This is a genomic window from Actinobaculum sp. 352, assembly GCF_003957265.1.
Classification (GTDB): Bacteria; Actinomycetota; Actinomycetes; order Actinomycetales; family Actinomycetaceae; genus Asp313.
The window spans coordinates 153,602-178,420 of sequence record NZ_RQSN01000003.1 but is presented as its reverse complement, the minus strand read 5'-3'; the positions used below and the strand labels follow the sequence as shown (position 1 = coordinate 178,420).

General features: G+C 61.0%; 19 protein-coding genes and 1 pseudogene. 11 read left to right on the top strand and 9 right to left on the bottom strand.

Annotation, left to right across the window (positions count from 1 at the left end; all coding sequences use genetic code 11):
* Positions 1-535 precede the first annotated feature (535 nt).
* From EKN07_RS04830 to eda, 3 genes are all read left to right on the top strand, one after another.
* Positions 536-1,954, top strand: coding sequence for an FGGY-family carbohydrate kinase (locus EKN07_RS04830; RefSeq protein WP_126145774.1), 1,419 nt, complete (start codon positions 536-538; stop codon positions 1,952-1,954).
* Positions 1,955-2,448: 494 nt separating this feature from the next.
* On the top strand, positions 2,449-3,399 hold the full coding sequence (locus EKN07_RS04825) for a phosphoglycerate dehydrogenase (RefSeq protein WP_206435675.1): 951 nt from the start codon (positions 2,449-2,451) through the stop codon (positions 3,397-3,399).
* A 60-nt stretch (positions 3,400-3,459) separates the two neighbouring features.
* The gene (gene eda / locus EKN07_RS04820) at positions 3,460-4,098 is read left to right on the top strand and encodes a bifunctional 4-hydroxy-2-oxoglutarate aldolase/2-dehydro-3-deoxy-phosphogluconate aldolase (protein WP_126145772.1); all 639 of its coding nucleotides are present in this window, start codon (positions 3,460-3,462) and stop codon (positions 4,096-4,098) included.
* 674 nt (positions 4,099-4,772) lie between these two features.
* Here eda and EKN07_RS04815 read toward each other — a convergent pair.
* From EKN07_RS04815 to EKN07_RS12505, 3 genes are read right to left on the bottom strand one after another with little or no spacing between them, the layout of a single operon-like run.
* Positions 4,773-5,069, bottom strand: coding sequence for a hypothetical protein (locus EKN07_RS04815; protein WP_126145771.1), 297 nt, complete (start codon positions 5,067-5,069; stop codon positions 4,773-4,775).
* Between the two features lie 43 nt (positions 5,070-5,112).
* Positions 5,113-5,268 carry a hypothetical protein gene (locus EKN07_RS12510; RefSeq protein WP_164546602.1) on the bottom strand — a complete coding sequence of 52 codons (156 nt, stop codon included), beginning with the start codon at positions 5,266-5,268 and terminating at the stop codon, positions 5,113-5,115.
* A complete protein-coding gene (locus EKN07_RS12505; RefSeq protein ID WP_164546601.1) occupies positions 5,250-5,414 on the bottom strand; it encodes a hypothetical protein in 165 nt (54 codons plus the stop codon). Before EKN07_RS12505 ends, EKN07_RS12510 begins: the two co-directional genes overlap by 19 nt.
* 714 nt (positions 5,415-6,128) lie before the next feature.
* Between EKN07_RS12505 and EKN07_RS04810 the strand changes: the two genes are divergently transcribed.
* The gene (locus EKN07_RS04810; protein ID WP_108716487.1) at positions 6,129-6,383 is read left to right on the top strand and encodes a hypothetical protein; all 255 of its coding nucleotides are present in this window, start codon (positions 6,129-6,131) and stop codon (positions 6,381-6,383) included.
* 544 nt (positions 6,384-6,927) lie between these two features.
* Here the strand turns inward: EKN07_RS04810 and EKN07_RS04805 are convergent.
* The 3 genes and pseudogenes from EKN07_RS04805 to EKN07_RS04795 form a co-directional block, all read right to left on the bottom strand.
* Complete coding sequence (locus EKN07_RS04805) at positions 6,928-7,161, bottom strand: hypothetical protein (protein ID WP_126145770.1); 234 nt, start codon at positions 7,159-7,161, stop codon at positions 6,928-6,930.
* A gap of 618 nt (positions 7,162-7,779) precedes the next feature.
* A complete protein-coding gene (tgt, locus tag EKN07_RS04800) occupies positions 7,780-9,015 on the bottom strand; it encodes a tRNA guanosine(34) transglycosylase Tgt (RefSeq protein ID WP_240611498.1) in 1,236 nt (411 codons plus the stop codon).
* A 536-nt stretch (positions 9,016-9,551) separates the two neighbouring features.
* A pseudogene (locus EKN07_RS04795) lies at positions 9,552-10,313 on the bottom strand (queuosine precursor transporter); the annotation flags it as partial.
* Positions 10,314-10,943: 630 nt separating this feature from the next.
* Here EKN07_RS04795 and EKN07_RS04790 point away from each other — a divergent pair.
* Positions 10,944-12,728, top strand: coding sequence for a hypothetical protein (locus EKN07_RS04790; RefSeq protein ID WP_126145768.1), 1,785 nt, complete (start codon positions 10,944-10,946; stop codon positions 12,726-12,728).
* A 351-nt stretch (positions 12,729-13,079) separates the two neighbouring features.
* Here EKN07_RS04790 and EKN07_RS04785 read toward each other — a convergent pair whose 3' ends face one another.
* Positions 13,080-13,922 (bottom strand): DUF4261 domain-containing protein, encoded by an 843-nt coding sequence (locus tag EKN07_RS04785; protein WP_164546600.1) that lies wholly within the window; start codon positions 13,920-13,922, stop codon positions 13,080-13,082.
* Positions 13,923-14,401: 479 nt separating this feature from the next.
* Between EKN07_RS04785 and EKN07_RS04780 the strand changes: the two genes are divergently transcribed.
* Entirely contained in the window at positions 14,402-15,088 is a 687-nt protein-coding gene (locus tag EKN07_RS04780; RefSeq protein ID WP_126145766.1) for an NAD(P)H-binding protein, read from the top strand.
* Between the two features lie 1,834 nt (positions 15,089-16,922).
* On the opposite strand, the gene EKN07_RS04775 is transcribed toward EKN07_RS04780, so the two are convergent.
* A complete protein-coding gene (locus EKN07_RS04775) occupies positions 16,923-17,606 on the bottom strand; it encodes an adenylate cyclase (protein WP_108716494.1) in 684 nt (227 codons plus the stop codon).
* Between the two features lie 349 nt (positions 17,607-17,955).
* Here EKN07_RS04775 and ilvA point away from each other — a divergent pair, with 349 nt between their 5' ends.
* The 5 genes from ilvA to EKN07_RS04750 all read left to right on the top strand — a co-directional run bounded on the left by ilvA (position 17,956) and on the right by EKN07_RS04750 (position 22,967).
* Positions 17,956-19,218, top strand: a complete 1,263-nt coding sequence (ilvA, locus tag EKN07_RS04770) for a threonine ammonia-lyase IlvA (protein WP_108716495.1) — start codon at positions 17,956-17,958, stop codon at positions 19,216-19,218.
* 126 nt (positions 19,219-19,344) lie between these two features.
* Complete coding sequence (locus EKN07_RS04765) at positions 19,345-19,950, top strand: 1-acyl-sn-glycerol-3-phosphate acyltransferase (RefSeq protein WP_126145765.1); 606 nt, start codon at positions 19,345-19,347, stop codon at positions 19,948-19,950.
* A gap of 62 nt (positions 19,951-20,012) precedes the next feature.
* Complete coding sequence (locus tag EKN07_RS04760) at positions 20,013-20,678, top strand: TetR/AcrR family transcriptional regulator (RefSeq protein ID WP_108716497.1); 666 nt, start codon at positions 20,013-20,015, stop codon at positions 20,676-20,678.
* A complete protein-coding gene (locus EKN07_RS04755) occupies positions 20,675-21,265 on the top strand; it encodes an NAD(P)H-dependent oxidoreductase (RefSeq protein WP_206435674.1) in 591 nt (196 codons plus the stop codon). Before EKN07_RS04760 ends, EKN07_RS04755 begins: the two co-directional genes overlap by 4 nt.
* Positions 21,266-21,479: 214 nt before the next feature.
* Positions 21,480-22,967: a gluconokinase gene (locus tag EKN07_RS04750; protein WP_108716499.1), complete on the top strand. Its 1,488-nt coding sequence runs from the start codon at positions 21,480-21,482 to the stop codon at positions 22,965-22,967.
* Positions 22,968-23,212: 245 nt separating this feature from the next.
* On the opposite strand, the gene EKN07_RS04745 is transcribed toward EKN07_RS04750, so the two are convergent.
* The gene (locus EKN07_RS04745; RefSeq protein ID WP_108716500.1) at positions 23,213-24,583 is read right to left on the bottom strand and encodes an alpha/beta fold hydrolase; all 1,371 of its coding nucleotides are present in this window, start codon (positions 24,581-24,583) and stop codon (positions 23,213-23,215) included.
* Between the last annotated feature and the right edge of the window lie 236 nt (positions 24,584-24,819).

Here is a 24,819-nt window from a genome sequence, read left to right as displayed (position 1 = left end):
GCGCCGCATGATCGAGGGCTGCTCTTGGAGGGGCGCATCTCTCGTTTAGGCGAGTACTGGCAGGTCTGAGAAACCCTCCACATAACCGATATGCCGTGGTGGCCGCCTGCGCCCTGCCGTAAAGGAATGCCGCTGGTCATTGCGGCAAACTGACTCCGTGCCGACGGTCGCGAGATTCTCACCGAGGACCACCTAGGGACGGTTTTCCCATAGCGATTGTCTTAAAGAAGGCAAAGATAGGTTAGGTAGAAGCAGCGGCACCACGCAGAGCCGCAGATGCACCGTCGTAGTCGACAAGGTGGATCAGGCGAATCACGTGGGCCGTGCCGGTCATGCGGTTCCGGTGCTGCGTGCTTGCGAACCGAACCGCACTGATCGTGCATGTGGCGCGCGCCGCATCCCATCTCGGTGGAGAGTCGTGGTACGGACCACATGGGGCATGCTGGTCATGGCCTCGCTGAAGGTCCGGTATGCCTCGTGCAGTTCATGTGATCGGAACGCCCCTGCGCGGCAACGAGAGACAAGGGAGTACAACATGCGAATACTTGCACTGGAAGCGAGTACGACGTCGGCTAAAGCCATGCTCTACGACAGCGAAACGGACAAGTTCGAGAGCGTCGCGCGGGAGTACAGCGACGACTACTCCACCGTGGAAGACATCAACCAGGCTGAAGCCGTTTACCAGCAAATGATCGCAGTGGGGCGCGAGGTCTTGAACTGGCGCAGCGTCGATGTGATTGCTCTCAGCGGCACCTGGCACAGCGTATTCCTCTGTGATCGGACCATGCGCCCCACCACACCTGTGTACTTGTGGAACTACACGGGTGCGAAGGATATCTGCAAGAGATATCGGCAGGACGACGCATATGTCCGTGACTTCTATCAGCGCACCGGTTGCATGGTCAATGCCATCTATCCCGTATTCAAACTTGATCTGCTACGCGAGACGGGACGGGATGTAGACAATTCCTACATCATGAGCCAAGGTGCCTACCTCACCTATCGCATGACGGGTGGGCGGGTCTCCACGCGCTGCTTGAGCAGCGGCACCGGCCTGATGAATATCCACAGCCGAGAATACGATCCGCAGATTCTGGCCGAACACCGCATCCAAGAATGGCAGCTCAGCCGCCTCGTGGACGACGACGCCTCCTTCCCTCTGACGCAAGAGGCCGCGAATCTGCTGGGCGTACGCAGCGGCATTCCCGTGATTCCAACCAACTCAGATGGCGGACTCAACCAAGTGGGTGTGGGGGCGATTCGGAAAGGCGTCGCAACGTTTTCCGTCGGCACGTCTGGGGCCATTCGTCTCAGCTCCGACACCCCGGTAATACCCGATAGACCCAGCACCTGGTGCTACCTCTCCCCGAAGGCCTACCTTTCCGGCGCCGCCACCAATGGGTGCTGCAACTGTACAGATTGGGTCAAACAGCGCTTTTTCCCGAGTGGAACGAGTTACGAGGAGATCGAGAGCGGGGTGACAGAGGAGGCGGATGCACCGGTGTTCCTCCCCTTCCTGTTCGGCGAGCGATGCCCGGGATGGAATGATGAGCGGCGCGGCGGCTTCCTGAACGTAGAAGCCAGCCACACCGCCAATGACCTCTATCGCGCCGCGCAGGAGGGCGTACTCTTCAACCTCTACCAGTGCTACAAGGTTCTTGCGGAAGCCAACGGAGTTCCAACCGAGGTAATGCTCTCGGGCGGGATTCTCAAGTCATCTGCATGGACGCAAATGGCAGCGGATATCTTCGGTGTGCCCATGTCCGTTAACGACGTTGAGCAGGGTTCTTTGCTGGGGGCGATTATCCTCGGAATGGAGCAGCAGGGGCTCATCGACGATGTGCGGGATTACAAGCCGACCGTCGTTCGCACCATCGATCCCGACCCTTCGCGCCGTGACTTCTACGAGGAGAAGTTTGCTCGCTACCTCGAGTGCTACGAGAACAATTGCTGAGATCAGGTGGTGTGCCGTGGCATGTGGGCCGCAATGTTGCAAATGATCGTAGCTGCACGCTTCTGGGGCGGTGCTGCGAGGACCGCGGATCGTGGTGGGAAGACCGCGGGCTGTGATGCGAGGACCGCGGATCGTGGTGGGAAGACCGCGGCCTGTGATACGAGAGTCGCTTGCCGTGATACGAGAGTCGCTTGCCGTGTTGCGAGAGTCGGGCCTGTGAGGTGGCAATCGTCGGCCGTGGTTCAACAACCTCGCGCCATGGTGCAGCAATCCCGTGCCGTGATGCAGCGACCTCGCGCCATGGTGCAACAGTCTCGTGCGACGGTGCGGCAACTGTTCAGATGCGACACGGGCCAACACGCGGTAGAACAGATTGGACACACAGAATAGATAGGACAAGTGGAATCGATAGGACAACGCATCGCCGACTGCGAGGCACCGCCCGGACTCGAACCGCCACAGCCAAGCAGTGACACAGGGCAAGGAAAGTGAGTATGAGCAAGGTAATTGTGACCGCCCGGTCCTTCGGGAAAACCAACGACGAAGCAGAGCAGCTTCTACGGGAGCATGGCTGCGACGTCGTGCGGATCAACGCGGGAACAGAGGCCGTAGAACAGCAAGTGCGGCGCGAAATCGTCGACGCCGACGCCGTCGTCGCCGGACTGGAGGAATACGACGCGGACGTTATCGCCAGCGCACGTAATCTGAAGGTCATCTCGCGCTATGGCGTCGGGTATGACAAGGTCGATGTGGAGGCCGCGAAGGCGCGCGGGATCGCGGTCACCTTTACCCCCGGAGCCAACGGGGATTCGGTGGCCGATCTGGCCGTGACGCTGATGCTCAGCGCGGCCCGAAACATTTGCTACATGAACAGGACGCTGCAACGCCCGTCCGGGCTCGAGATGTACCAGAAGACCCTGGGCGTGATCGGCGTCGGGCGCATTGGCAAGGGCGTGGCGCGGCGTTGCCGGGGCTTCGACATGGATGTGCTGCTGTATGACGCCTTCTATCAGGACCAGGAGTTTGCCGACGCCGTCGGCGGGAAGTTCGTGGATCTGGAGACGCTGATCCGCGAGTCCGATTTCATCTCCATTCACGCCAATCTGAACGATTCGACACACAACATGTTCAGCACCGCGCAGTTCCGGGCGATGAAGAGTACAGCTGTGTTGGTAAACACCGCGCGCGGCGGCATTGTAGATGAGGATGCCCTGTATGACGCGCTGCGCGACGGCGAGATATATGCGGCGGCGCTCGACGCAGTTGCCGATGAGAGTAACGAGGCGAATAACCGGCTGCGGGAGCTGGACAACTGCATTCTCACACCTCATGCCGGCGCGGCGACGCGGGAGGCGTCCGCGAAGATGTCGCTGATGGCGGCGCAGAACGTCGTTGACGTGTTGGAAAGTGGGACCTGCGCGAATCTGGTCCCGCCCCTGCGGTAACCTCAGTCTTGCTGACAGCGTACAGTCCCATTGTCATGATGGCGTGATCAGGAGGTTCTGATGGTAGATGTAATCGACGAGTGTAGGAAGTGCGGGCTTGTGCCCGTCGTCGTGCTGGAGGACGCAGCGGATGCGGTGCCGCTTGCGCGGGCCATGCTGGCCGGTGGTATCAACGTCATGGAGATCACCTTCCGCACCGACGCCGCGGAGGAGTCCATCCGCGCGGTCACCGCCGAGGTCCCCGGAATGCTGGTGGGCGCCGGTACGGTGCGTAATCTCGATGAATGCCGCCGCGCGCTGGCGGCAGGAGCGAACTTCGTGGTGTCTCCCGCACTGGATGTGGAGGTCGTGACGCACTGCTTGGATGCCGACGTGCCCGTGCTGCCGGGGACGGCGACGCCAACGGATATCAACACCGCCCGCAACCTGGGACTGCGACTGGTGAAGTTCTTCCCGGCAGGTGCTTATGGCGGTCTCAAGGCACTCAAGGCCCTGCATGGGCCGTTCCCGGACATGCTGTTCCTCCCCACCGGCGGCGTGAACAGCGGGAATGCTGGCGACTACCTGCGCACCCCCTACGTCGTGGCGGTCGGCGGGAGCTGGGTGTGCCCGGAGGCAGATATCATGGCGCATCGCTTCGAGAAGATCACCGAGCTGTGTGCCGCCGCGCGTGAATCAATCGACGCCGCGCGAGCGTAGTTGGTGCTATTGCACGGCAACGCACGCGCTTAAACCCGCCTCGATCCCACGCGGTGACCACCACCCGCTAAGCCGGCGTGAGTCAGCGCGGGTAGCACGGGAGTCAGCTTGGGTCGGGACGGGCGCCACTCGGGTCGGCGTGAGTCAGCGTGGGCGTGCTGGGCCTCGCAAGTGGAGCACGCGCCCCATGGCCCCCAGCGTTCTCAAGCCTGTGAGAACTCTATGGGATTGCTTCACAGTTGCTCGGCAAACCGGAGCATGGTCGCCGCCATGGTGGTAGGCACAGCCAATTGCACTGTCGTCAGCCTGGCCCGGAGCATCAAAATGTCCAAATCCCGTCCAAACGAAGAGCTCCTAGGTTTGAGCGGCGCCAAAATCCGCATGATTCCGCCATTCTTTAAAATGACTCAATCCAGATTGGCGTCGTTTGGACGGGATTTTGACACATACCCGCCTGACGACCCTGCTGCGGGCGTGAATCCGGGATGGAGGTGGGCGGTCCGCGTAGCGCGGACCCTGCTACATGCCTGGATCCCGGTGCTGGACAACGTTGAGCATGGTGGTTTTACCGGCCGACCTCCCACATGCCTGGATCCCGGGCCAACAACGCCGCACACCCAGGCTTATCGCCCGGTTCACGACCAAGTGACGGCCGCGCAAGAGATCATGGGGAATTAACCTTGCGCGTCGGTGTCGAGCTCCTTGTTGAGTGCCAGAAGGTCCTCATAGTCGGAGTATAAGCAATAGTCGCCGTCTGCGATGTCGTGGAAACGTGCCAGCAGGTCATCGGGGACGCGGATGCGGTCTCCGAGGTAGAAGTCGGCGAAGTAGGAGAGCGCCACATCCGGTTCGTCTTTGGCAGTGCCTAAACCGATCTCAATGTACCGCTCGTTTCCGCCTGCCTGCAGGTAGGCGTTGGCGAGATCGTCGGCTAACGTCACCATGACCCCATCAGGTAAGAATCGAGACACGCCCTCCTCCTTCAGACGACGTCGACGATACAAGAGGGCACCCCTATGAATTTTGCTTTTCGCGCTCAAGCTCGTCGTGAATCTTGCGCAGATCCCGGCAGTCTTCCTCCATTTCCGGATCACCGGCAACATGTTCTTCGATCTTGCCCAGCAAGTCTTCTGGAACGTACGCATTCGCGTTCAAAAGGCCCCAGACCATGGTTTGAAGCGCAGCCCACGAATCGCGCGGATTAGCTCAATAAGAAGAGTTGGGTCTTCAGGCGAGTAGGGGATGAGGTCACGGACAAGCTGCTGGCGGGGTTTTTCCATACCGCGCCAGTAGGCCACATAGTCACCTGGGTTCATTTCCCATCCTTGCACCGCATCCCAATCTGGGAAGATCAACGTTATACGTATATTGCCACATCGGAGCGACATGCGCGTGGCCCGCTTTAATGCCGATGCCTTCCTGCAGCTACACCCTAGGCTCCCTCCTCGTGAGAGAATCGGTTGTTCTTGAAAAGCCAGCCCACCACAGCGCGGGCGCATTCGAGGGGCCGCCAGATGGAACTCGCATGCAACACGTCTCCAACCATAGCCTGCGAGCTATCCTTCCCATTCACCGATGACTCGCACACCATCAGTTGGGGAAGTCAGAGAAATACCCCAGCTTCGGATCATCAAAGGTCCCGATGACTAAGCTCCGATGACGGGGCCTCGGACGAGGAAGCGGTTAAATTCCTCGCAGCCTGGCTTGTCTCACGCAGTAGCGTACAGCCCACAAGTTACGGATCAACACACTAACCTAACGGATACGATGAATACCATTGAGTACAGCCCGCAGGTTACGGGTCAATTTACGACCGCCGAAGGTCCCCACTGGCTGGACACCATGGGATGTGTGGGACCCTGGCTAGGGAAACTCTGCTTGGAGCACCCCCACTTGTTCCCCGCGGTGACGCTGTTCGCCACAGTGCTGGCACAGGCGAAGGCATCATGCTTCGCATATATGCAGGCACGAAACGAGGTAGCCTCAACATATCAGGGGCTGCCTGGTTCGCTAGAATAAGGGGACATGCCGTGGACATATTGTCAGCTATCCGTGAAATGCTTGCCTACTGTCCCGACATGGAAGGCATCATTTTTGAGCTCGCAGACGGAGACCCCGCAGCTGCTCTCGTGTCACTGATGGACCAGTTCTACGAGGACAGGATCCGCATCTCAGATGATCTCCTCCAGCATCTCCGTAATCTTTCCGTCGGTGACTATTACCTGGAGGAAAGCTATCTTGATCTTGCGGACCTGCAGAAAGAGCTTGCAGCGGGCGCTAACTAACGGTTTCTGTCAGGACCCTGCTTCTGAGCCGGATGATACCGCGCAGGTTGCTCATGCTGTTGCGCAGGATGCACGCACACACCCAGTCCGTGTATATTCACCCATGGCGAGTCGGCACCCGGCTGCGCCCGGCGCCACCAAGCCGAAGAAATTCGGCCTCCGCATGCGCGGAGCGGACGTCGTGACATCTACCGTCTCATGCGCCCGAAGTTCTCGGCCTCCGCATGCGCGGAGCGGACCACCACAGAAACGACAACCGGCTGCGTCAAGGAACACCTCGGAGAAGCTTGGAAGCACCATCCTTTCCATGAGACCTCCTGCTTCATACAAACTAGTTCTCCCCCGATCACTCGGGGCATATATGCCGGAAAATCGGCAGAAAATACCAACTATCCTCGACTTCCACTTTTGCGGAGCGTAAACACGTGTGCCATATGGCAGATCGCCAGGTCACTTGTCTGTAGACATTGACACGGCCAAAGCGATTCCAATAAGCCGACCAAAACGACCAGCCGAAGCCTGCGGAAACGATCCTTCCAACGGACTACATGAGGTCTCTGCAATCTTCCTCCAGATAGGCACAGTCTTTCGAGAAATACCATGCTCGATCCATGAGCTCTTGCGGGACGCTAACGCAGCCCTCATACAGTTCGATCAACAAAACCCGCAGGGCCGTCGAAGAATCGTGCCCCATGAGTTCCAGAAGGTCTGCATCTGCGTCAGAGAACTCATCCGAATGCGGATCTAGCGGCATGAGGTCATGCACAAGCTGCCGCAACTCCATCTCCTCGTTTCGCCAATGCAGGTCTACCGTAAACCACCTCCATGCCCCACAGAAATGATCGCCGATAAAAGCGCGCGAGCATCAAAGCGTATAAGCAGCATCAACATGCGCGCGCCAGCATCAAGGCTTTTGGGCTGATATCAACGCGCATATCGACATCAACCTATCCAGACGACGCCGAATTGACAAAAACCAACATCAAAATGCTCATTCCACCATCAACACGCGTATGCAGGCATCACAGTGTCCAAATCCCGTCCAAACGGAGCTAATCTGGACTGGTTCACTTTAAGGAATGGCGGAATCATGCGGATCTTGACGCCCGCCCTGAGCGAGTATCTTTACGTTTGGACGGGATTTGGACAGGTCACCACCAAGCTCCATCACATCAACGCCCGATTCCGTCACGCACCGCTCCGTACAAGCACCGTCAGGACGGGATTTGGACAGATGACCGCCACCTCAGTCACGTCGCTCCTCCACACAAGCACCAGCTGGACCGAGGGCGGGCAGCATGGCGAACCCTGGCGGCTACCACTCCCCACAGGCTTTACACCGCTCCCCACAGGCGCCGCTTGGGTACCATTTGGTCACATACCCATCCAACGTCTGCTACTTCCGCCCCCACTGCCCGGCGTAGAACCGCCCCAGGGTCTCCTCCTTGAACTCGGCGTAGTATCCGCCTTCGATAGAGTCGCGAATGCCTTCTACCAACTTCACCGTGAAGTACTCATTGTGAATCGTTGCCAGCGTCGAGGAAATCATCTCCTTCGCCTTGAAGGCATGATGCAAGTACGCACGCGAATAATGCGTGCAGGTATAACACTCGCATCCCGGCACCAGCGGCTCGAAGTCCCGACGGAACTGTGCGCGGACCACATTAAACCGCCCATCCGGTGAATAGATCGCCGCATTGCGCGCCACCCGCGAGGGATTGACACAATCGAAGGTATCTGCCCCCGCCTCCACCGCGGCGAAGAAATCGTCCGGCTCGGATATCCCCAACAGGTGCCGTGCTCTATCCTCCGGCAGTTCCTCGCACACCCAGCCCACAATCGTGCCCAGATTCTCCTTCTCCAAGGCGCCGCCCACGCCGAAGCCATCGAAGCGCTGCCCGTCGATCTCCATGGCACCCAGATCGCGCGCGGCCTTACGCCGCAAGTCCTCGTACTGCGCCCCCTGAATCACTCCGAATAGCTGCTGGTAGGGTTTACCCGTTCGCGCCTCGGTCAACTCCCGATGCGCCGCCAGGCACCGCTGCGCCCAGCGCCGCGTACGCTCTAACGCCTCCTCCTGATAGCCACGCGAATTCATTAGCGTCGTCAACTCGTCAAAGGCGAAGATGACGTCGGCACCCAATTCATGCTGGATGCGCATGGAGACTTCGGGGGTGAAACGATGGCGCGATCCGTCCAGGTGGGAGCGGAACCAGACGCCGTCGTCGTCGACGTCGGCAAGCCGCTCCTTGGTAGGGGCGACGTCCGAATCCGCGCGCGACGACCCGGAGAACTCCTCCGAGAGCACCTTCTTGAATCCCGATCCCAGCGATAGCACCTGGAAACCGCCGGAGTCGGTATACGTCGGCCCGCTCCAGTTCATGAAGCGCGCCAGACCGCCGGCTTCGTCCACGATATCCGACCCGGGCTGCAGGTAGAGGTGGTAGGCGTTGGCCAGCACGGCCTGCGCCCCGAGAGCCGCGACGCTTTCGGGTAGCACCGCCTTGACGGTGGCCTTCGTGCCCACCGGAATGAACGCCGGCGTGCGAATATCCCCGTGCGGGGTGTGGATAACCCCGGTGCGGCCAAGTGGGCGGCCGCCGCGGCCGGAGCGCAGCGCGGCAGTCTGCATGCCGGTGGAGCGCACACCTGTATCATGCATACCTGCACCGCGCACACCAGTATCACGCACGCCTGCACCGCGAGCCCTCGCGGCACCAACGCTGACGCGCCCGCCCGCACCCGCTGAAGTTTCAGCACCATCACGCGCCAACTCCAGGCGCGTACCCACGGTAAAACCGATGTTCTCCGACGACGTCGCCTCACTCACCCGTTGTTCCTTTCGTCTAGTCCACCGGGACCCGCATCAACGCCCATCGAATCCTCGCCGGTCCCGCCAGTGATCATCTCCGCGCACATGTCGCTGGTCTCGCCCGCGCGGGTCACCCGGCGTGGCGGCGCAAGGTGACCGTGTTCGCGTGCGCCGACCTCGCCCGCGGGGCTCGCCCCCACCCCGCTACGAACCTTGCTGCGGTTGTCACCTGCCGTAACGCGGGCGAGCTCGTCGGCGTTACTCACAGCAGCAACGGCCCCACCAGCACTACCGCTACCTGCGTCGTCGGCACCCGCCTCATCTGCAGTCTTCCTAGCACCTGTTGCATAACTCGACTCGTGCCGTTTAAACCACCCAACCACCTGGTACGTCAGCGGCAGGAACAACGCTTCGACTCCCACCTTGTACACGTAACCCGTGATCGTCAGGTTCGCGATGGTGCCGAAGCCAGCCACCCCAACCCACGCAATCGTGCAGTACAGAATAGTATCCACCGCCTCGCCTACCAGCGTGGATGTCAACAGGCGCACCCACAGACGCTTCTCGCCGAAGCGGTCCTTGATGCGCACGAGCACGTAGGAATTAAGAAGCTGACCGGCGATGTACCCAATGATCGAGGCCGCCACGAAACGCGGCACCACGCCGAGCACCGCCTCGAAGGCCTCCTGGCTCGTGTAGTCGGGGCCCACTGGCGCAATCTGCACCAGCCAGAATGTCAGGGAGGCGATGAGCTGCACGACGAAACCGGTAAGAATCACGCGGCGCGCGGCCTTGAAGCCGTAGACCTCCGAGAGTACGTCACCCAGGATGTAGGTCAAGGGGAAGAGGATGGCGCCGCCGTCGAAAACAAGCGCTAACGGGCCAAGGTGCACGCCTATAAGTTTGGTTGCGCCGATATTCGAGAGTAGAAGGAAGGCGACGAAGCAGACGGCGACGATGTCGAAGAAGCCGTGAGTCGAGGCGGCATAGTGGGCCTGTGTGCGAGGACCAGATGCCTCATCTACGGGATGCGATAGGCCGACGCACGGCGCGGCACTGGCGGGGAATGTTTCGTGCACAGGCGTTCGCCCGGCTGAATGACTTTCGGTGGCAGACATGCTTTCCTTATCGGATGGTCGACGACGCCGCCTGCGAGCGCGATACCCGCCTGACGGCTATACGCCGGATACAGTTATCCTTCGCCCGGTGCTGCCACCACCGGAACCCGTGTGGGCGCAGAGCGCGGCGAATCAGTTCGAGCCGGAGCGACCAGCGCCACTCAGACCCGTGGTCCAGTCGGCGGCCTCGGCCCGTGCCATGCACCGGCCCATCAGACGCCACTGCTCGGAAGAACCGACAAGCGGTAGATCCGGCAAGCGGTCGATCCGACTAATAGGCCGACAAACCGAGGAGCCACCAAGCGGTAGGCGACGCCGTAGCGAAAACTGCCCGTGTTTCGCCCCGCGGTTCGATCCACACGGAGAACGCCGCTCACGCGGCGACCCGCAAAGAGTATACCGAGCACCTCCACTCGCCAGAACCCAGAGGCACACCTAATGGTTGACAGGTGCCCGTTTACCGCCTGAACTCCCAGGAGTCCGTACATGCCCACTTGCAACCCAGGTCATCCACGCGACTGGACCTACAGGCACATCTCAACGTAAGATTGCACAGTAATCATCGCGCCAGACTTGATCATTACTGCCTTCCAAACAGGCTCGATACTCGTCGTTCCAAAGGAGCACCTGATGCCTCCACGCCGCTTGACGCTTCTCGTTACTCTCATGGCACTGCTAGCGGTCTGCTGCGCCTTGGGATTGCACCACCTATTGCGTTCGTCATCTGCCCGGCCCCCGGTGCCCAGCGAGAGTACCGCCACAGACCAAGCCGGACCTCACTCTCCGAAAGACCGCACCCCAGCCAAAACCCAGGTAGAACACGTCGATGGAGTGGTGGTGCGCGACTTCGATCTCGGCGATATCTCCTTGGGTGGGCACGGCAATGCCGACACCTTCCGCGCTCCCGTGCGCGGCGTTCTGGTAACGCCAGATATCGAGGTGACAGCCAACACAGGGACGACCCCGGACGCAGAAGCACCCGCCGCTCCGCTCGTTATTGTCAGCCACCTGCGCACCTTCGGCTGCGCCGACGAGACATTCCGCTACCCCTGCCTCCCGGGTGTCGAAGAGATCCGAGCCGATCGAGGCATGATTTACCTTGGTAAGGCGTTGGCGGCCCAGGGGTACGCGGTGCTCATCCCAGATCTGTCGCCTCTGTGGTCCGGGGAGGAGACCGCCACACCCTATGACCAGGTCCGCGGCTGGCGCCTGACCGTTGAGCGCATGCGCGACGAGCTTCTCACCGCGTCGAGTGGCGGAACTACCGCCTTCGGCGCAGGCATGCGCGGCGTGATCAGCCCTGGTGGCACCGCGCTCATCATGCACTCGCGCTCAGCCGCCGTGTTCAATTCGACGGTTGATGCCTGGAAGGATTCTCCCACCCCGATCACGTCCCTAATGACCTACGGGGGAGACTTTGTGATTCCCGACGGACCCGACCCGGATTTCAGCCCTCCTCCACCCACAGACGTACCTTTCCTCGTCGTCGACGGCGACGCCGACCGCGACGTCAAGCAGGCGGGAACCATTTGGCTCACGGAACACATCACACAGCAGCGTACCGCCCCGGCCATCGGCGTCAGAGTGCCCGGATATGGCCACAACTACATTAATCGCGCTTTATCCGAGCGAGATTTTGACGACCGCGTGATCGACGGCGACACAGCACCAGATGCCGCAGCGCATGAAGCGCTACTCACCAGCTTCAGCAGTCAGTGGTTGGACCAGACGCTACGTGGAAAGCCGGGGCCATTTCCAACGGCCTCCGATGCTCCTCTGCCGGAAACACTCGCCGACGTGCCCGTGCAGTGGTTGGTGACCGCGCCCGGTGCTGCCGCCCACTGGACCGCGACATCCGCAGAGAACGCAGACGGAGCTGTCGAAGCCGTTGGAGGCGGGCAGGTGAAGCTTTGCCGGACCTACGCCAGCATGGACCCGAATCAATACCCTGATCGCTGCCCCGACCCCGAGAGCGGAGTGCAATCCATGCGCTCGACGACGGCGCGTATCAGCCTTCCGCGCGGCGGTGGCGCCCGATTGTCGATTCAGGCATCAGATGTGCAGGAAGTACATCTTCACCTGGCACCAACCGGGAGTCGTAGTGACGAGCTGACGCACACCCCTCTGCAAGTCGTATTGGTCATGGAAGACGGTTCGCGGCTCCCCCTGTCGCCGTTGGGCTCGGAGAAGGCACTCAGCGACTTGCGGACTGCGGAAGACAATGGCGATTACACCGTTGCCACACTTCGTTTCTCTGTTCCCCCTCAGGCTCAGGGGCGTGTTGTCACCGGCGTTGAACTACTCGGAGGCGAGGGTGAACCTGGCGGCGCGGGTGACGCGAGCGGTGCAGGTGACGGCAGACGGCATGACAGCGTTGACCTGCGCGGCGTCTCCTTGATCCAAAGTGCCCGCTAGCAGGACCGCACCCCTATCCTCCATCCCGACGCCCCATCGGGAAAAGTACTTGTGGGTCCGGAAGGCACACCTGCCTACAAGATGAGTACGCTCATGTAGAGCAGATAAGCGCGTTCACATGGAAGAGTGCTCCATATCGTCTAGTACTTCACAGACACCTCGCTCCTACAGACGCGCAGTGCTCTTGTGTCTCCCAAGCACTTTCATGCCCGCCGGGTACTCCCCCCGTCCGCTGAGCGCTCCCGTATCCACCGTGTGCTCCCGCCGACGGCACGCATTCGCCCCAATGCTGGGGCTCTCACACCGGCTGCGTACTCGCATGCTGGGTAAAGGCCTACCGAGCCAAGAGCACTAAAACGCAATTCGCACCACCGGCATCTGATCGGCTGGACTAGTCGCCTGCGTCAGTGCCAGTTCCTCGCCGTCGCGGAAACCCACCGTTTGGCCGGGCAGCAGATAGCTATCACCGACCACGATATAGTCAGCCACATTGGCCAACAGTTCGTACACATCTTCTTCGCTGCGAGTGGAGTCCATGATTTCGAGATCGAGATGCCCAAACATCGGCAAGCCGAGTGTGCGCCCGTGAGTGAGGTCAGGGTGAAACGTCCGCACGCCAACCCACAAAGGAAGTGGCGCACGCCCTTGGGTAAGGAGCTCCGCCAGTGAGGTGATCATCTCCGTTGGATGCACCACTCCCAGTTCGGTGCGGTACACACCGACGGCGGCAGGCTCCCGCATCAACGCGTCGGATAGTTGCGTGAGCATAGTGTGTGCGGCAACCATGCGGGCACGACGTCGCAAGCCCACGTCCTGTTGCTGCGGCGTCGAAGCATTACTCAGATCATTCGCCTCGTGCGATGAGCCTGCCTGCTCTCCCAGCAAGGGGGCATAAAGCGTAATTGCCAGGTAGAAGGAATGCTCCGGAAGTCGGCCTCGCTCCACCTCCAGCGGGCGCGGAATAACTGAGAGCATGCTCGTCACTCCGTCCACATCGAAGTGCAGCAAGCGGCCCCCAGGCGAGGTCTCCGAGGCGGGGATTTCCTCCCAGTGCGGCGTGATGTCGACATTCCAAAGCTGCGGCAACCGCGCCACGGCGCTGTCAACATCAATCGGCGCCGAATACAGCGCAGCCGCTGAGATGAACTCCGGCGCAAGCGGATGGATCGCAGACGATGGTAACTGCTGGCTCATGGCGTAGGGAGGTCCTTTCAAATGGCCGCATCTTTTCATCGCCAACATACATGCTTCTCACGTCGCACTTCACCTTGGCGGCACCGCATCATCCTTCCCGCATCGTGCTTCGCACCCCCGCATTCGCACTACACGTTGGCGGCATCGCGCTCCACGTTTGTGACAACACACTTCCCGCAGAGCACTGCACGTTGGCGACGCCATACCTCATGCTTCTCACGTCGCACTTCACCTTGGCGGCACCGCATCATCCTTCCCGCATCGTGCTTCGCACCCCCGCATTCGCACTACACGTTTCCCGCATTGCCCTCGGCGCTTGCACCGGAGCGGCACGCGGCATGGTGACCGCCTTCAGCCAGGAATATGACCTCGATTACAGACATCACTCCCCGTGCGGACGAGAATATTCCGCAAGTCGCAAACCATCCGCATGTTCTGGCAAAGTCGTGATCGTCGCCAGAACGGGAAGAAGGTCTTCTATGTCCCGCATCATTATCATCGGCGGCCACGGCAAAGTCGCCCTGCTGCTTGCACCCCTCTTGGCCGCACGAGGCGACGACGTCGTCTCACTGATCCGCGACGAGAGCCAGAGCGGCGACGTCACCGCAGCGGGCGCCGCACCCGTCGTACTGTCCGTCGAGGACGCCGATGAGGACGAGCTTGCGGCCGCCTTCACCGGCGCCGACGCAATTGTCTGGTCGGCGGGCGCCGCCGGGAAGGGCGGCCCCACGCGCACAAATGCCGTAGACCGCGAAGCGGCCATTCGCTCGATCAACGCGGCGCTGGCAGCGGGCGTTTCCCGCTATGTCATGGTGTCCTGGGCCGGCTCGCACGGAGATAACCCCGTCGCTCCCGACCACCCACTGCGCGCATACGCGATGGCGAAGCTCGACGCCGACCGTCATCTCGCCGCCTCGGGGTTGGATTGGACGATTGTCGGGCCCGGACTTCTCACCCTCGATGAACCAACCGGGCAGATTGATGTCGGGCGCGTGGAGGGCGAGTCGTCCGCGCCGACGTCGCGAGCGAATGTGGCCGCAGTCATTGCCGCAGTGCTGGCAGAGCCGAGCAGTATCGGCCGCGTGATCCCGTTCCGTGACGGTGCAACTCCTATTGCCAACGCCGTCGCGAATGTTCCGATCAAGCTGGCCGACCTCGACCACTGATCAAAAGACCCGATGAGCCTGGACACCCGCCTAAGAAGTGTCGCCTTTGTCGAGAAGTGTCGTGTTTTTCGCGGAGTTTCTTGAAAACCCGACACTTCTTGGCTCCTGCCATCCCACTCCCCGCTGCCTGGCAGCCCTAGCGGAGAGGAACTGAGCTCCGCTGACCACCCTAGCGACCAGTTCAGGGGCGGCAGCCATGGCGGTCATGGAAAGCGATGGCGGAGGGTCGGTTGTGGTGCTGCAATCTGCCTGCAACGCTGGCGCTCATGGAAACCAACGTTGCACCGGCCAATACCAGAAGTCCTGTCGGGGCAATTGCGGGGTCGTGTCAAAATCCCGTCCAAACGGAGGTAAAGTGGAGTCTCTCAATTTAAGGAATGGCGGAATCGTGCGGATTTGAAGAGATCGGTGTTTGCCGAACTCATCGTTTGGACGGGATTTTGACACCCGCCGCTCGTCAACCGCAAGGTCGTGTGCGACAACGTCAATCGAATAGACGGGATTTTGACTTCCTCCACTCTTCTACTGCAAGAGTCTTCAATGGCGCGTTCGCAGATAAGGCTGTCAGACTCTGGTTGCGGAACATTAGGCCCGCAGACTCTTTGTGTCGGCGGACGATAGTAGATGCTGCGGCACGCGGCGGCATGTGCAAGTCACCTGAGCAAATCGCGTCGCCCCGACCGTGCGATCAACGACTGTGGCTATTGGTGATGGCATACTCGTACCCATGCTGGTGCTCATAGCCAGCGCGATGCAGGTCCGTGGCCTGGTTGTCATGATCTGTGCAGCGGGAAACGAACGCCAGGTGTGAAGTCAGGGCCTAACGGCCGGAGACTTCAGGCTGACGCACTGATCTTCAGCCACGCGGCGGGTTACGGTCTACGCAGCGGGCCACAACCTACCCGTCGGCCCTCAGTCCAAAGGCTGGGCCCACCCCCAGCAGCGGGGGCCCGCCCGCAGCAGGCGTAAACATCGCCGACAGAGAATATAAAGCTGGGTGGTACAGGACGACAGCAGCATTCCCGTACCACCCAGCGGAAGGGTAAGGGTCCCTTTTCCCACCCGCTCACCTCAGCTGGGACGGAAGTTCCTTACCGTGCGCGCACCACGTAGGCGGCGCAAGCCCTATTTTCTTGTGCAACTTTCGACCCAAGCCGACTGTCGCTTCATCCAGCACCTCCCGGCGCTGTGTCTCTATCATAGACCTGCCCGCAGAGAATTTTCCAATGCGGCACGAATCAATTCGGTAACAGTTTTGTTTCCAAATTCCTTCGCTGAAATGGCGGAATATCGCCAGTTCTGCACCACGACCGCCCGCTAGACCGGCCGAGAACCCGCAAAATTCCGCTCTCAGCTATCATAAACAGCCGCGTGATGTTCATCACTTCCCCTTTCTGGACCTCCACGGCGTGGCTGCCGGAGCTCCGCTGTCCGGCGTCCAACCCAGTACTTCGGAGCCTCAAGCCTTCACAACGTCAAGCCCTCCACACCTTCACGCCCTCTCATAGCCTCAACCGTCACTCCTACAAGGCTCACTACGCAGAGCCCGCACCTGAGCCAATCTCCAACTACGCCGCGCATAACAGCCCTGGCTCCTCACGCAGCCTTCACCCGGGTAGAAAGGGTAAAACTGGCAACATTGCGCCCGCATGACCTTCGTCGGCCATCCATCCAGGCAGGAAACGGCAAGGCTCATCCTGGCAGGAAGGCGGTCAAGCACAAAATCACGCACAGCCTGCTCAATTCGCGCCCTCATGCGAAGTCCGTACCATCCTGTGGACCGGACTCCGTACCATCCTGTGGAGTGCGCAAGTTGATCACGATAACGCTTGGGCTATCCGTGGCGGTCCGTCCCCTCCTGTGGACCGGGCAAGTCCATGAAATGCGGGCCACGCGCGGCCAGTTCCGTCATATACATGCCACCCCACTGCCGCCAAGGTTCCTTGGATAGATAGTCGTTGGTGAAGCGCAGATCATCGGACACCTCTGTCACACAAAACTCCGGAATCCGTAGGCCAACCACGGGTGCCAAGCGCTCACACTCAGCGACGATCAAACCTTCGTTCTGCCCACCGAACACGTCGAACTCCCACCCGTCTTCGTCGTACCAGAGTGAGAGGCGGTTCTTGAGGATCATATTGGGCGCCCGGCGCAGGATTTGGGTGGCCACGTCGAGGTCCAGCTCCGTTTCCATTTCATAGCGCTCGCCCGCGACCGTCGGCGACTTAACAGCAATAGTCGCAGCCGCAGCCTCACCATCGGTGCGCAACAGCTTCTCCAGCAGCCGCCGCTCATAGGCGCCACAGAAGTCAAGCGCATCGTTGAAGGACGGCAGATCAACCTGCCGACCCGGAAAGGCAATGCGTACCCGCACCGCGTAGCCATCCTCGGCGAATAGGTACGCCTGAACAATTACTTGCCGCGATCCGTGCTCCAGAACTTCGGCCGGAATCTCCCGCACAAAAAACTTGCGTTCAAACTCGAATTCCAACTGATCCACGTCCGGGTTGTCGCTCATAGCACTAGCATATGCGGCTCCGCGTATCCCTTCGCACGACGTCGCAGCCGTGGGCACATCCGCACACCCCCTTCGCACCATCCACACCCCAGCCGCACCGCCTCCGCACCATCCACACCCCAGCCGCACCGCCTCCGCACCATCCACACCCCAGCCGCACCGCCTCCGCACCATCCACACCCCAGCCGCACCAGGCGCAGCCCCTTCCGCGCACCGGTCGTAGCCCTCCGCACGTAACCACACCCGTTGCCACCACAGGTGGTTTTCAACCCGCCTACACGCGACTCGCCTCACCGCCCAACTGAGCACAGTTGGCTTCAGGGCTGGCAAACACGGCACACTAGAAGCCATGACCAGCGCATCGGAACAGCTGCCCTCCGGGGTTGACGTCGTCGTCGCCGCACAGACTCTCGGGACCACGGTCCGAAGGACTCCTCTCGACCTCTCCCTGCGCCTGTCCGGGCAACGGCACCAGCCCGTACTTCTCAAACGCGAAGACGTACAGGTCGGTCGCTCCTACAAGGTGCGCGGCGCCTACAATTTCATCTCTTCTCTCACTGGGGAGGAGCGGGCCGTCGGCGTCGTCTGCGCCTCGGCCGGCAACCATGCGCAAGGCGTAGCCTTCGCCTGCCGCCAGTTACGCATCCATGGCAAGGTCTTCCTACCATCGACGACGCCACGGCAGAAGCGCGCCCGCATCAGCGATATCGGCGGGCAGTGGATCGAGCAGGTCATTGGCGGCGGCACCTTTGATCAGGCCTCCGACGCCGCCATGACCTACGCCGCACAAACCGGGGCCACCTACATTCATCCCTTCGACGACCCCCGCACCATCGCCGGGCAGGGAACCGTTGTCAAAGAGATCTTTGAACAGGCGAGTGAATTGCCAGTCGGCGTCGTCGTACCCGTCGGCGGTGGTGGACTACTGGCGGGAACCGCGATCTGGCTGCGCACATTCCACCCCGACGTACGCATCATCGGTGTTGAACCGGAAGGTGCTGCGTCAATGCGAGCAGCACTGGAAAAGGGCGGCCCGGTCACCCTGCCGGAAATAGATGCCTTCGCCGACGGTACGGCGGTTGCGCGCGTCGGCGATATTCCTTACCAGATTGCCCGCGACATGGTAGACGAGGTCATCGCCGTACCCGAAGGGGCTATCTGCACGGAGATGCTCGAGCTTTATCAGGTGGAAGGTATCATCGCCGAGCCTTCCGGTGCCCTGGCCACTACCGCCGTCTCGCGCTTCTTGCCGGACCTACCGGACGGACCGGTCGCCTGCATCATCTCCGGGGGCAATAACGACGTCTCGCGCTACGACGACATCGTGGAGCGCTCCAGCGTCTACGAGGGTTTGCGGCACTATTTCCTGGTCACCTTCCCGCAGGAGCCCGGCGCACTGCGGCATTTTCTCGACGACGTTCTCTCCGATGGCGAAGATATCGTCCTGTTTGAATACACCAAGAAGAACAACCGGGAAACCGGGCCGGCACTGGTCGGAATCGAGATTGAGGATCCAGCGAGTATCAGCGAGCTGTTAAGACGCATGGAGAAGTCGCCGCTGCATATCGAAAAGCTGGAACCGAATTCGCCGGCATTCTCCTTCCTGCTGTAAGTGGCACAAATCCCTCGCGGTCGCGCTCTCGCATAGAATCAGAGCAGTACGCCACTGTTGCTTGGAGGGCGGGCCCTTCGAGCGGCAGTGCGGTTGTCATTGCCAACACCGGACCCGAGGAGCCGTATGAGCCTGAAAAGCGCCATTGCCGCCACGTATATGCGTTTTTCCCGTTGGACCTTCGTGCACGAGGACATCCCGCCGCAGGCCATTGTGATTGGTGCTCCGCATACGTCCAACTGGGACGGCTTTTTCATGGTTATGGCGTTCTGGCGGATCAACCGACCGTATAAGTTCCTTGTGAAGGACTCGGCCATGCGCGCCCCGGTCATTGGCCGTATTGTGCGCTGGGTCGGCGGGATCTCCGTGAACCGATCCGGTCACCACGGCGTCGTCGGAGAAATCGTAAAAGAAGCGGCAGCCAGCGATACATTCACCCTCATCATCGCCCCGAAGGGCACCCGCTCGCCGCAGCCTTACTGGAAGTCCGGCTTCTACCGGATCGCGCTCGAGACCGGCTTCCCCGTTCAGTTTGGCTTCATCAACCGGAAGAAGCGCGAATACGGCTGGGGCGGCAACGTTACGATCACCGGTGACGTCAGCGCCGATATGGATCGCATTCGCGCCTATTATGCCGGGAAGACCGGCTTCAATCCCGAGAATACTTCAGTGCCACGCCTGCGTGCCGAGGACGACGACGCCGCCCGCGCCCACCTACTTGGCACCGACTAGTAGAGACGCCTCATAGCGGCTTTCGCTTGACAATCACAGCTTAATCAAATTAAGCTCGTCGCATGACAACAGCACGCTCGTCAAACCAAGCACGACGTCGATCAAGTGGACCTACCACCGACGCACTCATGCGCCCCAGCACGTCGTCGCAAAACACCGCAGACCGGCTGGTGAGCGCCTGCATTGAGATCATTGACGAAGTCGGCTGGTCCCACGTGGAGCTGGCAGCCGTCACCCGCGCCTGTTCAGTCTCCACACCTGCCATCTACAGTCACTTCGCCGGAAAGGAGGAGCTACTCCAGGCAGCGCTGACCGAAGTCTCGCATCGCATGCAGATTGAAGCCGCGCATCGCATGCAACACGCACTCCCGCCAGACGCAGATGCCGATCCAAATGGCGTGCTCCTCAACGCTGCCGAACAGATTGTCGACACCGCCGTCCATCACCCGCATCTACTCGACTTCCTCCTTTTCAGTCCGTTCTCGCTGGAGGCATTGCGCGACACCACTTCGCAAACCGCCGCCTTCCCGTTCCTCTCCGCCGTCCAGGAAGCCATAGACCTTCTGCTGCCGGAGGGCCCGGATAAACTGCGGCAGCAGGTCTTCCTTGCCGTGTGGTCCGCTATCCAGGGCTACTCGAAGCTGGTCGCCAGCGGCGCAGCGCATCACAACCCCGATTTTCTTGCCCGCACACTCAACGCATTACTCACAATGAAAGAAGGAGAATGATGGACAACATCCTCGTCGTCTACGCCCACCCCTACCCGCAGTCGTTCGCGCATGCCGTTTTGGATGAAGCCGTGCGCGCTCTGGAGGAAAAACACGCGGATTACAACGTTATCGACCTGTACGCCGACGGCTTTGATCCACGTTACTCTGCGGAGGAGCTCGCCCTCTTCTCTCAGGGGCGAACCCTGGATCCTTTGGTGACTCAGTATCAGGGACTCATCGAGAAGGCGAGCGCTTTGGTGTTCATCTCGCCGATCTGGTGGAGCGACGTGCCATCAATCATCAAAGGCTTCGTAGAAAAGGTCATGAAGCAGAAGTGGGCATACGAGTCCACCGGGCGGGGAGTCAAGGGCAAGCTCGGGCATATTCGCCGAGTCAAGGTATTCACTACCTCGACCTCGCCTACGTTCTACCTGCGGCTCATATGCGGCAATGCCGTAGGCAAAGTATTCCTCGGTGCTTCCATGAAACAGCTCGGCATTGCCAAGCGCGACTGGGTGAATCTCGGTCAGGTGGCATCCTCCGCTGATCGCCGCCGCGCACACCTGCAACGGGTATACCGTGACGTATCCGCCTTGTGCGGCTGAGGTCGCTGCCGAGAACGACGCCGCAGCGTCACAGGGACCTGGTCCATCCCCGCCCCCCAACCAGCTAAACAACTAGTCGACGCCGCAGCGTCACAGGGGCCCGGTGCTCTCCGGCGTCGTCGAAGCAGTGCTGTAGCTTACAGCGGCCAATCAGGTTAGACTTAACCCTAAACTGCTAACTCGGACGCGCAGCGAAGCACGGAAAGGCACAACCATGGCCCAGGGATTTCGGACCAAACTGAAGAACGCGCAAGAGCCCTTCGTTCTCGCCATTGATATTGGTTCCACCGCGTCTCGCGGTTGTCTGTATGACGCGCGCGGCCTTCCGATCGATGATACAAAGGCGCGCTTCGCGCACACCTTCACCACATCCTCGGATGGGACGTCGATTATCGACGCCGACCAGATCGTCACCGAGTGCCGTCAGATCCTCGACTTCGCAGCCCGCCCCAAACTCGCCGGCCGTATCGCCGGGGTCGCCATCGATACATTTTCCGCCAATCTGGTGGGTGTCGATGAGCGCGGAGACGCCATCACACCGTGCTACACCTATGCCGACGGACGCTGCGCAGACCAAGTGCAGGAGCTGCGTTCCACCTTTGATGAAGGCCAGATTCAGCAACGTACCGGTACGCGTTTCCACTCCTCTTACCTGGCACCCCGCCTAACCTGGTTGCGGCAAACGGATCCCACCTTGTTCGGGCGCGTCCACCGCTGGATGGCTCTCGGCGAGTACATCTGGCTCCAGCTTCTGGGAACGACGGCGATCGGCACCTCCGCAGCGGCATGGACAGGCCTCCTTGATCGGCACACCGGGCAGTGGGATGGCGAACTGCTGAACCATTGCGGGGTGCAGGTGGAGCAGCTGGGTGAAATCCGCGACCCCGACCAGCCGCTTGAGGATCTCCACGGCAAGGCGAGCGCCGAATGGCCCGGACTGGTCGGCGCGCGCTGGTTCCCGGTGGTACCGGATGGCCTCGTCTCCAATATCGGCGCCGGTGCACCGGATTCGCGCACGATGGCCGCAAGCGCGGCGACATCGGGAGCAATGCGCGTCATTGTCAATGGCATTCCGGAATACATTCCAAGCGGCCTGTGGGCCTACCGCGTATCGCGCGAGAAGGCGATTCTGGGTGGAGCGTTGAACGACGTCGGCCGTGCCGTCACCTGGATGGAGGAAACTCTGCGGCTCAAGAAGACGACTCTTGATGAGGTGTTCACCCGGGAGCCCAGTGGTGACACTCCGCATGTGCTGCCGTACTTCACCGGTGAACGTTCCACCGGCTGGGCCGCCCGCGCACAGGCCGCCATTACCGGCATCACCTTCGACGCGCAGGGGCCGAAGTTGGCACGCGGCGTGATGGAAGGCGTTTGCCAGTCCTATGCACGCGTTTTCGATCAACTGGCCGAAGTCTCCGGCCGCCCGGGCGAGATTCGCATGTCCGGTCGTGCCATGCAGGCGCATCCCACCTGGCTCGCGATTCTTGCCGATATGTTGCAGCTTCCCGTGCTCCCCGTAACGATCAAGCGCGCCACCTTGCACGGCACGGCTCTCCTGGCACTTGATACTCTCGCCCCCGACGTGGAGCGAGCGGATCCCACCACCGGAGCCACCTTTGAGCCCCGCGCGGAGCATGGAGCACATTACGCCGCCGCGCGCGAACGCTACGAGGATTTGTACTCGAAGCTCGTCGAGCAGTAGCACGGCGGGGCGATCAGCGCGGGAGCCCGCCGGGCAGATACGGGCAGTGGTTCGTCGAAGCTGGTCGAACAGCACGGAGAAAACCGGGACCTGCCCACTCCGGTCCCGGTTTTCTCCCCCTAGCTGCGCATCCAGTCGATGTGTTGAAGAGCCTGATCGACGCGTGCTGGTACGCACTGTTACCCGCGAGCACCCGCAACAATGTTGTCTGCTCCATTGCTGGCTGTCCCAGCAACCACTCTCCCCTAGCTGCGTACCGCTCGTAGAAGGCGTTCGATCATCTGTGGTCCGCCGGTGCGCAGGCCGTCGTGGTGGAAGTCATTGGTCATCAGCGGCTTCAATCCACGGATTTCACGTGCGGTTTCCCGGGAGAGATCAAAAGGCACGAACATGTCGTCCACGTATATCCAAGCAGCCGCAGGAACCGTGTTCTCCGCCAGCACCTCGCGCGAATAGAGTTCCGGCCAGTCACGTTTCAGGGCGAGAAGCTCAGTCGCAGCTTCCAGCCCGGTCAGTGCCGGGTCCTGCTCGAACTGCCAGGGATACATATGCTCGCCGGTGAACCGGAAGCCGTGGCCCTCGGCACGCAGCTCCTTTTCTCCCTCGCTACCGGCTGAGAGGTCTGGAAGACGGAATTCGGGAAACCCTCCCCGCACCCGCTGCGCGCTCCACGCCGTCGAGCCTGTGGAGGCCTGCGCGTAAATGGACTCCTGCAACACCGCGTAGAGCGGATGGCTCGCCATAGAGAGATTCTGCCCGGCGCGGGCGAGAAACTGCGGGCGAAGACGCCGCTCACCGCGATGGAACCACACAGGGTCTTCCAGAAGGAAGTGCAGGCTGTCCGGGCCGTAGGAATATCCCAGGTACAGGCCGAGCTGGCGGAACCGAGCAGGGGTGAGCCGCTCCCCAGTGGGAAGCACTTCCTCCACATCGGCCAAATGCCGAGCGATGTACCACGCGGTTTCTTCGTCGGCCGGGTATCGGGCGAAGAACTCCTGGTTACGCACCGCTGTTTGCGGGTAGGTGTACCGGTAGACGGCGTCGGCGTGCAAATGCGTGGACGGCAGACCGGCGGTGATGAAAGCCTCCGAAAGGCCCTTGGGCGCTTGCGAAAGATAACAGGTGACCGTAAATCCTCCGAAACTCTGCCCCAACGCGGCCCACGGCTCGTCACCTTGCAGGGCTTCCCGGAGCCGTTCGGCGTCCTGCACGATGGAATCCTGCCGGAAACAGGCAAGGAGGGCGGCCTGCGCCTCCGGGCGTCCCACCGCAGTGATCGCGTTGGCCTCCAAGGGGTAGGAGTTGCCGGTACCGCGTTCATCGAGGAGGACCACCCGGAAATGGTCCAAAGCGGTGCTCAGCCAGGAATTGATGGGGGCCATGCGAGGCGCCGCTGACCCCGGCCCTCCCTGGAAGAAAACCAGCCGCGGGTCGGCCTCATGGCCGTCGCGCACATACTCGCGAGCAAACACGTTGATGGTGTCCGGTAAGCCCTCACCCGAACGCCCCGTCGCATCGTCCGATAGGCTCTGCGCTGCACCAAAATAGTCGAGCGGAACCTCAATCCAATACTCGTTGAGGGTATGCCCCTCCAGCCGGTACGTCGCCATATCCATGCGACCAGGCTACCCGCACGGCGCGGGTGATGCGTGACGGTTTTAGCCTGACGGTTTTAGATTTTGGGCTCGGACTCTTGGACCCATGGTCTTGACCTCAGGGGAGAAGCTCCGGGTTCTCGCTGAGTGGTCTTATGCTTCAGGTTCTCATTCCCATGGTCTCAGCTTCGGACTCTCAGGCTCATGGTCTTGACCTCAGGTCGAAGCTTCGGGCCGGGATGTGGACACGGCGACCA